This window comes from Moraxella sp. CTOTU49803 (genome assembly GCF_032097965.1).
GTDB lineage: Bacteria > Pseudomonadota > Gammaproteobacteria > Pseudomonadales > Moraxellaceae > Faucicola > Faucicola tetraodonis.
Window position 1 is genome coordinate 924,602 of record NZ_DAMCJP010000001.1, and the last position, 15,829, is coordinate 940,430.

Here is a 15,829-nt window from a genome sequence, read left to right on the forward strand (position 1 = left end):
TTATTTTTGTTTTGTCAAAAAACCCTGCGCTTTGAGCCAATCTTCTGCAGCAGCGACATACGGTTGACTGTAGTAATCGGCAAATTTTTGACGGTATGGCTTACGCTCACGCGCTTCATTAAACGCCAAAATGGTTTGCTCATAATCGGCGAGCATTTGTGGTAACGCGTCAACTTGATACTGATTGTCAAAGTACACCGCAGATTTTGGTAAACGCGGTTTTAGGCGCATTTCCACGCTAGGTTTACCGATACATAAGCCAAAAATTGGATAGGTATATTTTGGTAGCTGAAGCAGTTCGATTAAGTCATTGGCAATCATACGCAAACCGCCAATCGGACAAGTGGCATAACCCAAACTCTCTGCCGCCACCGTGGCATTTTGTGCCGCCAATGCCGTATCGGTAGCCAGCGTAATCAATGTATCACTATCCTTAAAACCCTCAAAGCTGCCATCATACGCTTGACTGCTCAAATACGAGCGATAGCCATCCATCACAAATACCAAAAATACACTACATTGGGCAATCTGTGGGTTGCGCGGTTGCAAATCGACAATTTTTTGACGTAACGCCTTATCGCTAATATTGATAATGCTGTAGTGCTGTCCGTTTTGCCAACTGGGCGCTTGCTGGGCACATTTGATGATGTCGTTTAATTGCGAATCTGGCACAGTGGCGCTACTATCAAATTCTCGATACACCCGATGATTTTGTAAAAGTTCAATGGTTTGATTACTCACAGTTTGATTATTCATGATTGCCCCGTTAAAAGTGATTTAAACATGATTTAATGATTGTTGATACGGTCGCCAAAGTAGCGCCACCCCAATAAGCAAAACGATGGCAGAGACGGGTAACAACGCAAGCCAAATATTTTTGCCTGTTGCAACTAGCGCAGTTAGCGGTCCGATAAGCTGCCCAAATGCAAAACTTGCGGTCATCAGCGCACTTAAGTTGTATTTAGGGTAGTGCGTGACTTGGCTTGCCGCCACTTGCAGCCCTGCCATCGTCACCACCATAAAGGTGCCGCCCACCATCAGCGCTGACAACATCAAACCTGTCAACGATTGCCAAAGCGCAGGCAATAATGTACCAACCGCCATGATAATTTGTGACACTCGCCAAACGCCGAGCAAAGAAAAGTTGTTATAACGGCGTTGTAACCCCTGCGACAACACCACCGACAAAGCCGCCGCCAACCCAAAAAATGGCCAAATCAGCAAATAACTTTGCCCCGATAACCATTGCTTGGCGATTTGTGGCAAAAAAGTCGCAGGTAAAATATAGCCAAACCCAAACAAACCGTAGGCAGTTAATACATTCGCTAATTTTAGCTTGGCAGGTGGGAGTATGCTAGAAGAGGTAGGATTGGTAGGATTGGCTTTGGCAGCAGCTGTTGAGGCAAACTGCGAGTTGATTTTCGCCAGCAAAAAGGTGACAAGCAGGGTGGCGAGCAGCGCAATCACGCCTAGATACTGCCATAATCGACTCGATAATGCACTCAATGATGACTGAGCAGCAACATTTACTGTCACCGGTTGAAAAATAAAATAGCTACAAATCAATCCTGTAAGGGTGATACCGATACCGACACCCGTATAAATCAAGCCGCTGCTGGCTACTTGTCTTGATTTCAACCAATTGATTGCAAACGCACTGATAGATACCAGCACCCAAGCGCTTGCCACACCCGCCAAAAAGCGTAACACCAGTAACCAGCCAAAGCTGCTTAGCGAAGCCAGCCAAGTGGTAAGCGTGACTAAGGTGAGACCTAAGACGACAAACAGCGGGTGCCGGTTACTTTTAAGCAGTGACAGCGCCCCGACCAAATAGCCAATATAGTTGCTACTTGATAACCACGCCGTTTGCGCAAGATGGACTGTGCCTTCTTGTATCATCAAAGGCAAAATCGGTGTAAAGGCAAATCGCCCGATTCCCATTGCCACCGCAAGCGCGGTAGTCGCTAGGATAAAGCAAAATATAATCTGTTGTCGTTCAGATTGTGACATTTTGCATTACCCCTTGATTTTATTGACACGGCTTGTCAGCGTTTAAGCTTGCATTTTAAAGATTATTGAGCATACTTTGCAAGGTTTCCTTCACATTTTTGGACGACATATTAGCTTGGCTTAATATCAAAGCATCGTTAACCATTGACTTTTTGTCTGCTACCAAGGCATTCCAATTTGATAAACCTTGAATCAAACGTGACGCCAACAGTGGGTTGCGTTTATCCAAATCTTGCATCATGCTCAAATACTGCTCAACGCCCTGCTGTGTCCAAATTTTGGTAGGCTGCGCGAGCAATCCGCCGAGCACCGCACGCACACGGTTTGGGGTATTGATATCAAAGTCTTGGTGTAAGGTTAACGCAAAAATATCGGCAACGCTCGCCTGACTGTCATTGGCTTGGACACCAAACCATAAATCCATCACCAATGCATCATGATGAAAGCGTTGATAAAAATCGGCAAGCCATTCGGCTTTTTGGGGCAGACCATACTCCACCGCCGCATTTAACGCGCCTAAACGCTCAGTCATACAAGACGCTTGTTGGTATTGGGTAATCGCCCAGTGTTTGGCATCACTCACGCCTGCCAATAACGCCATATCTAGCACCACATTTCGCCACGCCCGCACGCCCATGGCTTCGGCTGTATCTTCATATGCGGTAATCGGCAGTTTGGCATACGCACTCTGGCAAATGTCTTTAAGCTCTACCGCTACGGCTTTTTTGACCGCTTGATGACGGGCACGAACTTGGCTAGGGTCATAGTCGGTCTGAATCGCACTGCCCAGCTCTCGCTCGCTTGGCATATCTAGTAACCGCGCCGCTAGCATGGGATCGGTTTCTGATAGCGCTGGCAGACTGGCTTTTAATGCCGTGATATAGGCATCGGTGTCGGCATTTTGCAATAAAATACGATTGACCAACAACTGTGCCGCTTGCCAACGGTTAAAGCCATTGGTCTCATACTGCATCAAAAATGCCAAATCATCATTACTATACTCAAAATTGAGCTGAACAGGCGCGGAAAAATCACGAAGCAATGACACCACAGGGTCAAAATCTGCTGTGGTAAACAAACCGTCAAAGTTAAACGTTTGACTGTCTTCGCGCAGTAACACCAAATCTTCGTGTACTAGTTGTCCAGTGGCACGGTTAAAAATCGCCATCTTAACAGGAATCGGCAAGGCTTTTGGTGCAGGATAGCCTGCCACTGGGCGCGTGTGTTGGCTTAGCGTCAAGATAAGCTTGTCAGCTGTTTTCTCAAAATGCCCCGACAACACAGGCGTGCCTGGCTGGGTGTACCAATCGATAAATTGGTTGATACTGCTATCGGCGACGCTTAACGCTGACAACAAGTCTTCAACCGTGACCGCTTGCCCGTCATAACGGCGAAAATATTCGTCCGTGCCTTGGCGGAATTTTTCTTTGCCAAGCGTATTGGCAATCATGCGAACGATTTCTGCGCCTTTCTCGTACACTGTGGCGGTGTAGAAATTATTAATCTCGACAAAATGATCAGGGCGTGGCGGGTGCGCCAATGGGCTAGCGTCTTCAGGAAACTGCGCCGCTCGCAATGTTGCCACATCATCAATCCGCTGAACCGCTGGGGAATGCAGACTTTCGGAAAAAGACTGGTCACGAAATACGGTAAAGCCTTCTTTTAGGCACAGTTGAAACCAGTCACGGCAGGTGATACGGTTGCCCGTCCAGTTATGGAAGTACTCATGGGCAATCACTGCTTTGACATTAAAGTTACGGCGGTCGGTGGTGGTCTCTGGGCTAGATAGTACGCAAGCGGTGTTAAAGATATTTAATCCCTTGTTTTCCATCGCGCCCATATTAAACTGGCTAACCGCCACAATCATATAGCGGTCAAGGTCATACGCCCGTCCGTAGTTGTCTTCGTCCCATTTCATGGAGTCTTTTAACGCTTGCATGCCGACATGGCACTGCTCGATGTTCTCATGCTTGGCGTATAATTCAAGCAGCACTTCACGCCCTTCACTGGTGACATACTGATCGGTCAATACGTCCAAATCTGCCATGACGCAAGCGAATAGATAACTTGGTTTTTTGGTGGGGTCTTGCCACACCGCAAAATGACGGTCGCCCGCAAGCTCGCCTTGGTCGATTAAGTTACCATTGGCAAGCAGCGTTGGGTAAGTTTTATCCGCTTCAATGCGTGTGGTGAAGGTGGCAAGCACATCGGGACGGTCCGGATAAAAGGTGATTTTACGAAACCCTTCTGGCTCACACTGGGTACAGAACATTTTGTCCGCCCCTTCCCCTGCTTGGTATAAGCCTTCAAGACTGGTATTGGTTTGCGGCACGATGGTGACGACGGTGGTAATCTGACAAGTGTCTGGCGCGTTAACAATCGTTAGGCTTTCTTGGTCTAGTTGGTAGTCGCTTTCGCTTAAAATTTTGCCGTTTAAGGTAATTGATTCAAGCTGTAATTCTCGCCCAAAGAGTACCAAATCGCCTGCCGTGTTTCTTGCCATGTCAAGATTGGCGGTGACGGTTGCCTGCTTTTTATCGGCGCCGTCAAACAACTCAATTTTTAAGTCAATGTGATTGACACTAAAGACCGGCGGCGTGTAGTCTTTTAGATAGATTTTTTGCGGCTGGTTAGTATTTAATTGGTGACTATTTAAACTGGGGTCTGGTGTGGGTATATTAGCGGGTACATCGGGCATTTCGGTGTTTAATAGCTGGGGATTTTCGGTTTGGTTGGTTTCGGTGACGTTGGTCATATATTTCTTTAGCTCTCAATGTGTTGTTAAAAATTATTCTCATTCAATGTGGCTATTATGCCATAATTAATGACGTTTTTTGGTCACAAACCATAATGACTTTGTTATTACATTTTCATGCTATTTTTTTTATTTTTATCGGATAAAATTTCAACCCTTTTGACTCGTTTGTGGGTGACATGATGGATAATTTTGTAGGTAATTTATTTGATTTAGATTGGAAATTGAGGGTAGTTCACATGTTTCAAATGGTGATAGCGTTTGTGTTGGTATTACCTGTAGGCTACAATCGTGAGAATAGTCGACAAAACATTGGGCTGCGCACTTTTCCGCTTGTAAGTCTAGCAAGCTGTAGTTTTGCGCTGCTTGCGTTTGAAGTGCAAAACGATGACCCCAGTGCAATGGGGCGCATCGTAAGCGGCGTGGTAACAGGGATTGGCTTTATCGGCGGTGGGGCAATTCTCAAAAAAGATGGCATGATTGAAGGAACGTCGACAGCGGCGGCGATTTGGTCGGCGGGCTGTGTGGGCGTGGCAGTGGCGATGGGACGGCTAGAGATTGCGGTATTGATTAGTGTGTTTATGGTAGGGATTTTTTATTTTGTTAGTCCGTTAAAACAAAAACTTAGCAAGGATAACGATGATGTTTAATGTAAAAAGTTGGATGACAGCTTAAACTTACCCCAAGAAAAGCTGTTACTCTTCTTGGGGTAAAACCGCACATTTAACACCCATCGTCCACTATCATTGCAACACAAACTCTCTTAGGCTTACCACTTTATCGCGCACTTTTGCCGCTTCCTCAAACTTCAAATCACGCGACAAGGCTTTCATCTCTTTTTCTAACCGTGCAATCTCTTTGGCAAGCAAATCAGGCGAACGCAAAATCGAAATATCCACATCGGGGAACGCATGGGTGACCGCAATCGCTTGATTATCGTTCGGGGCTTCTGCTTCGCCTGTGTCGATTTTATCGGTAATCTGACGGCGAGCGGATGTCGGCGTGATGCCATGTTCTTCATTATATGCCATCTGTTTGGCACGGCGACGCTCAGTTTCTTCAATCGCCTTTTGCATACTTGGGGTAATACTGTCAGCGTACAAAATCGCCTTACCATTGACATGACGCGCGGCACGACCGATGGTCTGAATGAGCGAACGCTCCGAGCGTAAAAAGCCTTCTTTATCCGCATCAAAAATCGCCACCAGACTCACCTCAGGCATATCCAAACCTTCACGCAACAGGTTGATACCGACCAGCACATCATGCACGCCTGTGCGCAGTTCATGGATGATTTTCATCCGCTCCACCGTGTCGATATCCGAGTGCAAATAAGCAACTTTGATGTTGTACTCTTTTAGATAACTGGTTAAATCTTCTGCCATGCGTTTGGTGAGCGTGGTAATCAGCACTCGCTCATCTTTGGCTTTACGAATGTTGATTTCCGACAGCACATCATCAACTTGGGTCAAGACAGGACGAATCTCAAGCTGTGGATCCACTAGACCGGTCGGACGTACCACTTGCTCTACGACCTGCTCGCTATGCTCAAGCTCGAATTGGGCAGGGGTCGCCGACACAAAAATGGTCGCAGGGGTAATACGCTCCCATTCTTCAAACATCAGCGGGCGGTTATCCATCGCAGATGGCAGGCGAAAGCCGTAATTGACCAAGGTTTCTTTACGACTTCTATCGCCTTTGTACATCGCGCCGACTTGTGGCACGGTTACATGGCTTTCATCAATAAATAGCAAAGCATCGGGCGGAATGTAGTCAAACAACGTCGGCGGTGCTTCACCTGCAGGACGTCCCGATAAATGGCGCGAATAGTTCTCAATGCCGTTACAGTAGCCAAGCTGTTGAATCATTTCCAAATCATAAGTGGTACGTTCTTTGATACGCTGTGCTTCAATCAGTTTGTCATGCGCTCGAAAATACTCAAGGCGTTGTTCAAGCTCGGCTTTGATAGTGCCACTGGCTTTCTCTAGCTTGTCTCGTGGGGTGACGTAGTGTGATTTTGGATAGATGGTAATGCGTGGCACACTGCGCACGTTCTTACCTGTCAACGGGTCAAACCAAGTGATTTTTTCCACTTCATCATCGAACATACTGATACGCACTGCAAGCTGTTCAGACTCAGCCGGGTATATATCAAGCACTTCGCCACGCAAGCGGTAAGTACCTCGCCCAAAGTCAAGCTCGTTACGCGTATATTGCAGCTCCACCAAGCGTTTGAGCATGGCAGTGCGGTCGATTTTGTCGCCCACTACGATGTGAAGGAGCATTTTTAGGTAGCTTTCTGGGTCACCCAAACCATAGATACAAGATACCGATGCAATGATAATGGCGTCACGACGTTCGAGTAGCGCACGCGTGGCGGACAGTCGCATTTGGTCGATATGGTCGTTAATGGCGCTGTCTTTTTCGATAAAAGTATCGCTGGCAGGCACATACGCTTCAGGCTGATAATAGTCGTAATAACTGACAAAATACTCCACAGCATTGTGGGGAAAGAATGCCTTAAACTCACCATATAGCTGGGCAGCAAGGGTTTTGTTGTGTGCCATGATAATGGTGGGACGCTGGCATTGGGCAATCACTTTTGCCATGGTGTAGGTTTTACCTGAGCCTGTCACCCCTAAGAGCAGCTGACCGTCCATGCCTTTGTCGACACCGTCAACCAATTTGGCAATCGCTTGCGGTTGGTCGCCTGAGGGTTCAAATTCGGTCACCATCTCAAAAGGTTTACTTGAGATTTGGGTGCCACTGGCATTGACACCTGTGATTTGGGCATCATCTTGGATTTGGCGGGCAAGTTGGCTAAGTTCACGTTCGGAGCGGGAAGATTGAGGTGGTCGCATTTTATTGTCTTTATAGTAGTCAAAGATGGGTAAATAATGGGGTTGATGGGTGAGAAGTTAAAGCAGAATAACGCGAAATATTGTATCAATGACTGGTTATATCAAAAAAGACCACCCATTCACAAACCAGCCATCATCAAACTTGTTAAAATTACCCCATTAGCCTATTCCAGTTAGGCATTTAAAAGCATTAGGTTAATTTGGCAAAATCCCTTATAATATCCCCTGACTTTTCCACTGTAGCGGCAGTGACTTGTATGAGTCATTTTCCTATTAGTCATATTAATCATTTTTTCGTTAATCATTTTGCAAACTTGCTCGTGCTGTATTGCAGTCCGTGACTTTCTATTTTTGCTTTGTTCTCGTTTTAAAATGTAAAATAGAGATAGGTTTGCAAAGCGATTAATTTTCTATCACCCTTGATGTAATGAGAAAATTAAATGCGTGAATATCAACTATTTACCTCTGAATCCGTCAGTGAAGGTCACCCAGACAAACTCGCTGACCAAATCTCTGATGCTATCCTTGACGCCATTCTTGAGCAAGACATCCATGCGCGTGTTGCGTGCGAAACCTTGACCAAAACAGGTGGCGTGGTGCTGGCGGGTGAAATTTCTACCACCGCCAATGTTGATTTTGAAAAAATCGTGCGTGATACCGTTTTGCGCGTTGGCTACAATAGCTCAGAGTTGGGCTTTGATGGCGCCACCTGCGCGGTTATCAATATGCTTGGCAAACAATCTCCCGAAATCGCCCAAGGCGTTGACCGCTCGCGCCCTGAAGAGCAAGGTGCCGGTGACCAAGGTTTGATGTTTGGTTATGCCACCCATGAGACGGATGTGTTGATGCCTGCCCCCATTCAGTTTTCCCATCGTTTGATGGAAAAGCAAGCGCAATTGCGTAAAGACGGCACATTAGCGTGGCTGCGTCCCGATGCCAAAGCGCAAGTCACGGTACGCTATGATGGCGATAAACCTGCGTTTATTGATGCGTTGGTACTATCAACCCAACACGATCCCAGTATCTCGCAAAAAGACTTGCATGAAGCGGTGATGGAAGAAATCATCAAGCCTGTCATCCCAGCCGCGATGCTGCACAAGGACACGAAGTATCATATCAACCCAACCGGGTTATTTGTGATTGGTGGTCCTGTGGGGGATGCGGGTTTGACGGGTCGTAAAATCATCGTAGACACGTATGGCGGTATGGCGCGTCACGGCGGCGGTGCGTTCTCAGGTAAAGATCCATCAAAAGTTGACCGCAGTGCAGCCTATGCAGGGCGTTATGTTGCCAAAAATATCGTAGCGGCAGGACTGGCGGAGCGTTGTGAAATTCAAGTAAGTTATGCCATTGGGGTGGCAGAGCCTACCTCTATCTCTGTCAACACTTTTGGCACGGGCAAGATCAGCGATGACAAGATTGTCGACTTTATTCGCCAGCATTTTGATTTACGTCCGTATGGCATCACGCGTATGCTTAACCTACTCCAGCCCATGTATGAGCAAACAGCGAGCTATGGTCACTTTGGTCGCCAAGGCACTGAAACCGCTTTTACTTGGGAGCGTACTGACCGCGCGGCACTACTCAAAGCAGACGCGGGTTTATAATTTTATTGACCAAGTACAAGATTTGTAGGGTGCGTTTTACGCACCTTTTTAACGTTTAATTGATGGTAGAGAATTAGAGAAAAGTTATGAGCGAAAACACCAACCAAATCACCGAAGAAATGAACGCGTTTTATGAGCGTGCTGATGAGTTTATCCAGCTTGCCAATACCCTTCGCACCGATGATATACACGCAGGTAAAATCAATGCCTCCATGTTGTATGCGGTCGCACGTTTTAGCGCATGGACAGCGGCAACGGGCTTTGTCAAAGGCGCTGATTATGCCAAAGAAAAGCAAGATATTATCGAACATTTCACCAAGAATTTTGAGCGAATGTTGTCTGACAATATTGACGACTATGCCGAAAACTTCCAAAAATACATGCAAATTGGCAATTAATTGCAGTCCAACAACACGAGCATTTCATTAAAAAAGCGTATTGAATCGTCATACGCTTTTTTTATTGCAGTGCTTATCATCTAAACCCGCAATTATTTGAACAATTAATTATTTAAACCATCGATAAAACAACCAACCTATTATCAAGATGACCAAGATAATCACACTCACCCGTTTCACCCATCTTGGCAATAACAGTAGGGTGATATTTTCTTGTTTGAGATGATTATCAAGCCCTTGTGTCAATGTGCTAAAGCCTTGTTCTTTAGTCGCTGCTGATGGCGCAGGATGGGCTGTAGACGGCGTTTGACTGTTTGCCGCTAACGCTTGATTTTCATACGCATCAATTTGTTGTTTTGCTTCGTCTAAGCTAATCCCCTGCTCTTGTGCGTGGGTTTTGATGGCGATGACGTAGTTTTTTTTATCGACCAGTTGTTTGATATGACTCGGTAACGTTGATTGTGCCATAAGTAATTCCTCAAATTTCAACCTGTATATCATGCCTAGTTTGTTAAACTTATTTTAGAAGAATGTAGCAACGAACGCCTATTTATTGTAAATAAATGTAAATAAACACTTCACACTTTGCGCAAAATATTCACCTTTTAAAAGTTAGCGCGACTAATTATGTAAAAATAGAAGTTTACTATTCATTTTTAGCATACTTTTATTTTTACTTAACTTAATTTTTAAAAATCGCGTACTGACAGTTAGTTTTTTTGTGCGTATACTGGTGGTTATAATAAGGCAAAGCAGCAAATAACCTGCCCAAAACCTAAAGCAGGGCTGATTAACCCTAACTTTGCTATTTTCCCCTTCAATCATGTAAAAAGGAAGCAACATGGCACCTATCTCTGCAGGTCGCAAATTCCGTGACGCCATTGAGTCTGAAAAAGCCGAAGGTCGTCCCCTTCAAATCGTTGGCACTATCAATGCCTACACTGCCATGATGGCAAGTCAGGTCGGTCATAAAGCGATTTATCTCTCAGGTGGCGGTGTTGCCAATGCCTCATTCGGTTTGCCTGACCTTGGTATGACGAGCCTTAACGATGTATTGACCGATGCCACCCGTATTACCAATGCGGTTGACACACCATTACTGGTTGACATCGATACGGGTTGGGGCGGCGCATTTAATATCGCCCAAACCATCAAACAAATGGAAAAAGCAGGCGTTGCCGCGGTTCATATCGAAGACCAAGTAGCGCAAAAACGCTGTGGTCATCGCCCCAACAAAGAAATCGTCTCAACCAGCGAGATGGTTGACCGCCTAAAAGCTGCGCTGGATGCCAAAGTTGACCCAGATTTTGTGGTGATGGCACGAACCGATGCGCTGTCAGTGGAAGGTTTGGATGCTGCGGTTGAACGTGCGGTGGCGTTTCGAGAAGCAGGCGCGGACATGATTTTTGCTGAAGCATTGACCGATATCGCCATGTACCGCAAATTTACCGACGTGTTAGACATTCCCGTGCTTGCCAATATGACTGAGTTTGGGCAAACCGACCTTTACAGCACCAAAGAGCTGTTTGACGTGGGCGTTGACATGGTACTTTATCCATTATCTGCGTTTCGTGCGATGAACAAAGCCGCCCTCAATGTCTACCAAGCCTTAAAAGATGAAGGCGTACAAACATCCGTGGTCGACACCATGCAAACCCGCATGGAATTGTATGATTTCTTAAATTACCACTCATACGAACAAAAACTTGACGCATTATTTAAATCAAAAAAATAATTGGCGAACCATGCTCAACACTTAATGCCAAATACTTAAGGCTAAACACTGAATGCCAAACACTTAATAAAGCTAAAAAGGAGTTTTACCATGTCAAAAGACACCCCGGTAACAGATGCGACCGACAATAAGCCAAAACCTAAAAAAAGCGTTGCCCTATCAGGGGTACCCGCCGGTAACACCGCCCTATGTACCGTAGGTCGTACAGGCAATGACTTAAGCTATCGTGGCTATGATATTTTGGATTTGGCAAAAGACAGCGAATTTGAAGAAGTGGCGCACTTACTGATTCATGGTCATTTGCCAAACCGTCATGAGCTAGCGGTGTATAAGAAAAAACTCAAAACCCTGCGTAACTTGCCGGTCAATGTACTGGCAGTGCTTGAAGCCTTGCCTGCCCACGCCCACCCGATGGATGTGATGCGTACTGGCGTATCGGCACTGGGCTGCACCTTGCCTGAGCGTGAAAGCCAGCCTACCTCAGAAGCCCGTGATATCGCCGACAAGCTTATCGCCTCATTAGGCTCAATGCTACTGTACTGGTATCACTATAGCCACAATGGCAAAGTGATCAGCCTTGAGAGCGACCAAGACAGCATTGGCGGTCACTTCCTTGAGCTGCTACAAGGCGAAGCCCCCAGTGAATCGCATATCAAAGCCATGCACATCTCACTCATCTTATACGCTGAGCATGAGTTCAATGCATCAACCTTTACCAGCCGCGTGATCACAGGGACTGGCTCGGATATGTACTCCGCCATCTCAGGCGCAATCGGTGCGTTAAAAGGTCCAAAACATGGCGGCGCCAATGAAGTGGCGTATGACATCCAAAAACGCTACCGCAATGCCGACGATGCAGAAAAAGACATCCTTGAACGTCTTGAGAAAAAAGAGGTTATCATTGGCTTTGGTCACCCTGTCTACACCGTGAGCGACCCACGCAACGTGGTCATCAAAGAAGTGGCTCGCAACTTATCCAAAGAAACGGGCGACATGACCCTATTTGATGTGGCAGAACGCCTAGAAACCGTGATGTGGGACAACAAAAAAATGTTCCCAAATCTCGACTGGTTCTCAGCGGTCAGCTACCACAAAATGGGCGTGCCCACTGCCATGTTTACCCCATTATTTGTGATTGCGCGTACTGCTGGCTGGTCAGCGCACGTACTTGAGCAACGTGCTGATGGCAAAATCATCCGTCCTTCTGCCAACTACACAGGCCCTGATGACCAAAAATTTGTACCGCTGGATGAGCGTCAATAATTAGCATTTTAATCGTATAAAAAGCCTTTCAGGTCAGCCTACCTATTGATTTGAAGGGCTTTTTTTCTACTGGATTATTAATTTTAAGGTTAAGCCAAATGACAAGCCAATACCGCAAGCCCTTACCCAATTCTGATTTGGAATACTTCGATACCCGCCAAGCGGTGAACGACATCACCCCAGACGCGTATGATAAACTTCCCTACACCTCGCGTATTTTAGCTGAGCAATTGGTGCGTAAAGTCACTGATTCAAATGAATTGACCGCTGCGCTTAAACAGCTCATCAACCGCGAGCGTACGTTAGACTTTCCTTGGTACCCTGCGCGTGTGGTGTGTCACGACATCTTAGGTCAAACTGCCCTTGTGGACTTGGCAGGCTTGCGTGATGCTATCGCTGAGCAAGGTGGCGACCCAAGCAAGGTCAACCCTGTGGTGCAAACTCAGCTGATTGTTGACCACTCGCTTGCTGTGGAATGTGGTGGTTATGACCCAGATGCGTTTGAAAAAAACCGCGCCATCGAAGACCGCCGCAACGAAGACCGTTTTCACTTTATCAACTGGACAAAGACTGCCTTTGAAAACGTCGATGTGATTCCCGCAGGCAACGGCATCATGCACCAAATCAACCTGGAGAAAATGTCACCTGTTATCCAAGTACAAAATGGCGTCGCCTACCCAGATACTTGCGTGGGCACAGACAGCCACACCCCACACGTGGATGCGCTGGGCGTGATTTCGGTGGGTGTCGGTGGACTGGAAGCAGAAACCGTGATGCTCGGTCATCCATCAATGATGCGTCTGCCTGATATCGTAGGCGTACACCTCAAAGGCAAACGCCAAGCAGGCATCACCGCCACCGATATTGTGTTGGCGTTGACTGAGTTTTTGCGTAAAGAGCGCGTGGTCGGTGCCTATGTGGAATTCTTCGGTGAAGGCGCAGACAGCCTATCGATTGGTGACCGTGCCACCATCGCCAACATGACGCCAGAATATGGCGCAACTGCAGGGTTATTTTATATTGATGGGCAAACCATCGACTATTTACGCCTCACAGGGCGTGAAGACAAACAAGTCGAACTGGTAGAAAACTATGCCAAAACCGCAGGGCTTTGGTCATCTGACCTAGCCACTGCTGAGTATGAGCGTGTACTTGAGTTTGATTTGTCACTCGTCACCCGTAACATGGCAGGTCCTTCAAATCCCCATGCGCGCGTATCGACTTCTGAGCTTTCTGCCAAAGGCATTGCCCATGCCGAAGGTGAAGCCGTGCCTGAGTCAGAGAATGGTTTAATGCCTGATGGGGCGGTGATTATCGCCGCTATCACCTCGTGTACCAATACCTCAAACCCTCGTAACGTGGTGGCAGCGGCATTACTTGCCAAAAAAGCCAACGAACTTGGCTTAACCCGTAAACCTTGGGTGAAATCATCCTTCGCCCCTGGCTCAAAAGTGGCTGAACTGTACTTGCAAGACGCTAACCTATTGCCAGAACTGGAAAAACTCGGCTTTGGTATCGTGGCATTTGCCTGTACCACTTGTAACGGTATGTCGGGTGCGTTAGATCCTGCGATTCAGCAAGAAATCATCGACCGCGACCTGTATGCCACGGCGGTGCTATCAGGCAACCGCAACTTTGATGGACGTATCCACCCGTATGCCAAACAAGCCTTCTTAGCAAGCCCGCCATTAGTCGTCGCGTATGCGATTGCAGGGACGATTCGTTTTGACATCGAAAAAGACGTGCTTGGCGTGGTCAATGGTAAAGAGATTCGCCTTATCGACATTTGGCCATCGGATGAAGAGATTGACGCGATTGTGGCAAAACACGTCAAACCTGAGCAATTCCGTCAAATCTATATCCCTATGTTTAACCTTGACCGCAGCGAAAAAGCCGACAGCCCACTGTATAACTGGCGCCCAATGTCGACCTATATCCGCCGTCCACCCTACTGGGAAGGCGCGCTAGCGGGTGAACGCACCCTCAAAGGTATGCGTCCATTGGCGATTTTACCTGACAATATCACCACCGACCACTTGTCACCGTCCAATGCGATTTTGGCAAGCTCGGCGGCAGGCGAATACTTGGCAAAAATGGGCTTGCCCGAAGAAGACTTTAACAGCTATGCCACCCACCGCGGCGACCACTTAACCGCGCAACGTGCGACCTTTGCCAATCCAAAACTGTTTAATGAAATGGTGAAAAATGACGATGGCAGTACCAAGCAAGGCTCACTGGCTCGCGTTGAGCCTGAAGGTCAAGTGATGCGGATGTGGGAAGCGATTGAGACCTACATGAACCGTAAGCAACCGCTGATTATCATCGCCGGGGCGGACTATGGTCAAGGCTCTAGCCGTGACTGGGCTGCCAAAGGTGTGCGTCTGGCAGGGGTGGAAGCGATTGTGGCGGAAGGTTTTGAGCGGATTCACCGTACCAACCTTATCGGTATGGGCGTGCTGCCGCTTGAATTTAAAGCTGGGACGACACGTATCACGCTAGGGCTAGATGGTACTGAGACGTATGATGTGATTGGTGATATCTCGCCACGTTGTGATTTGACGCTAGTGATTAATAAAGAAGGCTCTCAGCCGCTTGAAGTACCTGTGACCTGTCGTCTTGATACCCAAGCAGAAGTGGATACTTACAATGCTGGCGGCGTGTTGCAGAAATTTGCCAAGGATTTTTTAGCGAGTTGCTAAATTTATATAAATTTAATAGACTGCAGATAAATAGTTACTTTGCAGTCTATTAAATCAATTGGAGTAAATTATGTCTGAATTCCTGTAAATACCCCAAACTTAAAACAACATCAAAGTAGAAACATTAAGCCACCTGTTTAAACTCAGCAGGCGTCATATCATTCAATGAATCATGCGGTCGTTCGTGGTTATAAACCTCGATCCATTTATCCGTTAATTGTCTAACCTCATTTAAATTATTGAACAAATAACAATCTAACACCTCATTTCGATAGCTACGATTGAATCGTTCAATATACGCATTTTGGTACGGACAGCCAGGCTTGATATAGTCAATCAAGATGTTGTTAGCCGCCGCCCAATCCGTGAAGACATTTGAGGTAAACTCACTGCCATTATCAACCCGAATCTTGTTAGGATAGCCATGGCACTCGGCTAACTGATCCAAATAGCGAATCACTCGTAGTGACGGGATGCTGGTACCAATATCAATGCCTAGTA

At 46.8% G+C, this 15,829-nt stretch carries 12 protein-coding genes; 6 read left to right on the forward strand and 6 right to left on the reverse strand.

The window, feature by feature from the left end; all coding sequences use genetic code 11:
• The 3 genes from RT422_RS04040 to pepN are packed head-to-tail and all read right to left on the reverse strand — an operon-like array spanning position 1 to position 4,765.
• Complete coding sequence (locus RT422_RS04040) at positions 1-756, reverse strand: nitroreductase family protein (RefSeq protein WP_284034194.1); 756 nt, start codon at positions 754-756, stop codon at positions 1-3.
• 21 nt (positions 757-777) lie between these two features.
• Entirely contained in the window at positions 778-2,010 is a 1,233-nt protein-coding gene (locus RT422_RS04045) for a YbfB/YjiJ family MFS transporter (RefSeq protein ID WP_313421388.1), read from the reverse strand.
• Positions 2,011-2,065: 55 nt separating this feature from the next.
• Positions 2,066-4,765 (reverse strand): aminopeptidase N, encoded by a 2,700-nt coding sequence (pepN, locus tag RT422_RS04050; protein ID WP_409520102.1) that lies wholly within the window; start codon positions 4,763-4,765, stop codon positions 2,066-2,068.
• Between the two features lie 239 nt (positions 4,766-5,004).
• Between pepN and RT422_RS04055 the strand changes: the two genes are divergently transcribed.
• Positions 5,005-5,415 (forward strand): MgtC/SapB family protein, encoded by a 411-nt coding sequence (locus RT422_RS04055; protein WP_313421389.1) that lies wholly within the window; start codon positions 5,005-5,007, stop codon positions 5,413-5,415.
• A gap of 93 nt (positions 5,416-5,508) precedes the next feature.
• Here RT422_RS04055 and uvrB read toward each other — a convergent pair whose 3' ends face one another.
• The gene (uvrB, locus tag RT422_RS04060; protein ID WP_313421390.1) at positions 5,509-7,626 is read right to left on the reverse strand and encodes an excinuclease ABC subunit UvrB; all 2,118 of its coding nucleotides are present in this window, start codon (positions 7,624-7,626) and stop codon (positions 5,509-5,511) included.
• A 440-nt stretch (positions 7,627-8,066) separates the two neighbouring features.
• Between uvrB and metK the strand changes: the two genes are divergently transcribed.
• Together metK and RT422_RS04070 are read left to right on the forward strand one after the other, a co-directional pair.
• Positions 8,067-9,233 (forward strand): methionine adenosyltransferase, encoded by a 1,167-nt coding sequence (metK, locus tag RT422_RS04065; protein ID WP_095356014.1) that lies wholly within the window; start codon positions 8,067-8,069, stop codon positions 9,231-9,233.
• An 86-nt stretch (positions 9,234-9,319) separates the two neighbouring features.
• Complete coding sequence (locus tag RT422_RS04070; RefSeq protein ID WP_065263831.1) at positions 9,320-9,631, forward strand: DUF3144 domain-containing protein; 312 nt, start codon at positions 9,320-9,322, stop codon at positions 9,629-9,631.
• A 108-nt stretch (positions 9,632-9,739) separates the two neighbouring features.
• On the opposite strand, the gene RT422_RS04075 is transcribed toward RT422_RS04070, so the two are convergent.
• Complete coding sequence (locus RT422_RS04075; protein ID WP_313421391.1) at positions 9,740-10,099, reverse strand: hypothetical protein; 360 nt, start codon at positions 10,097-10,099, stop codon at positions 9,740-9,742.
• A 373-nt stretch (positions 10,100-10,472) separates the two neighbouring features.
• Here RT422_RS04075 and prpB point away from each other — a divergent pair, with 373 nt between their 5' ends.
• From prpB to acnD, 3 genes are all read left to right on the forward strand, one after another.
• Positions 10,473-11,366 (forward strand): methylisocitrate lyase, encoded by an 894-nt coding sequence (prpB, locus tag RT422_RS04080; protein WP_198510405.1) that lies wholly within the window; start codon positions 10,473-10,475, stop codon positions 11,364-11,366.
• A gap of 90 nt (positions 11,367-11,456) precedes the next feature.
• The gene (prpC, locus tag RT422_RS04085) at positions 11,457-12,629 is read left to right on the forward strand and encodes a 2-methylcitrate synthase (protein ID WP_313421392.1); all 1,173 of its coding nucleotides are present in this window, start codon (positions 11,457-11,459) and stop codon (positions 12,627-12,629) included.
• Between the two features lie 98 nt (positions 12,630-12,727).
• Positions 12,728-15,328, forward strand: coding sequence for a Fe/S-dependent 2-methylisocitrate dehydratase AcnD (gene acnD / locus RT422_RS04090; protein ID WP_313421393.1), 2,601 nt, complete (start codon positions 12,728-12,730; stop codon positions 15,326-15,328).
• A 124-nt stretch (positions 15,329-15,452) separates the two neighbouring features.
• Here acnD and RT422_RS04095 read toward each other — a convergent pair.
• Positions 15,453-15,829, reverse strand: a 377-nt coding sequence (locus RT422_RS04095) for an integrase core domain-containing protein (RefSeq protein WP_313421395.1), incomplete at its 5' end; no start/stop codon positions are given.

Excerpts from the sequence above, each read along its gene's own strand:
- RT422_RS04040 (WP_284034194.1), bottom strand. The coding sequence starts at position 756 with ATGAATAATCAAACTGTGAGTAATCAAACCATTGAACTTTTACAAAAT.
- RT422_RS04045 (WP_313421388.1), bottom strand. The coding sequence starts at position 2,010 with ATGTCACAATCTGAACGACAACAGATTATATTTTGCTTTATCCTAGCG.
- pepN (WP_409520102.1), bottom strand. The coding sequence starts at position 4,765 with ATGACCAACGTCACCGAAACCAACCAAACCGAAAATCCCCAGCTATTA.
- RT422_RS04055 (WP_313421389.1), top strand. The coding sequence starts at position 5,005 with ATGTTTCAAATGGTGATAGCGTTTGTGTTGGTATTACCTGTAGGCTAC.
- uvrB (WP_313421390.1), bottom strand. The coding sequence starts at position 7,626 with ATGCGACCACCTCAATCTTCCCGCTCCGAACGTGAACTTAGCCAACTT.
- metK (WP_095356014.1), top strand. The coding sequence starts at position 8,067 with ATGCGTGAATATCAACTATTTACCTCTGAATCCGTCAGTGAAGGTCAC.
- RT422_RS04070 (WP_065263831.1), top strand. The coding sequence starts at position 9,320 with ATGAGCGAAAACACCAACCAAATCACCGAAGAAATGAACGCGTTTTAT.
- RT422_RS04075 (WP_313421391.1), bottom strand. The coding sequence starts at position 10,099 with ATGGCACAATCAACGTTACCGAGTCATATCAAACAACTGGTCGATAAA.
- prpB (WP_198510405.1), top strand. The coding sequence starts at position 10,473 with ATGGCACCTATCTCTGCAGGTCGCAAATTCCGTGACGCCATTGAGTCT.
- prpC (WP_313421392.1), top strand. The coding sequence starts at position 11,457 with ATGTCAAAAGACACCCCGGTAACAGATGCGACCGACAATAAGCCAAAA.
- acnD (WP_313421393.1), top strand. The coding sequence starts at position 12,728 with ATGACAAGCCAATACCGCAAGCCCTTACCCAATTCTGATTTGGAATAC.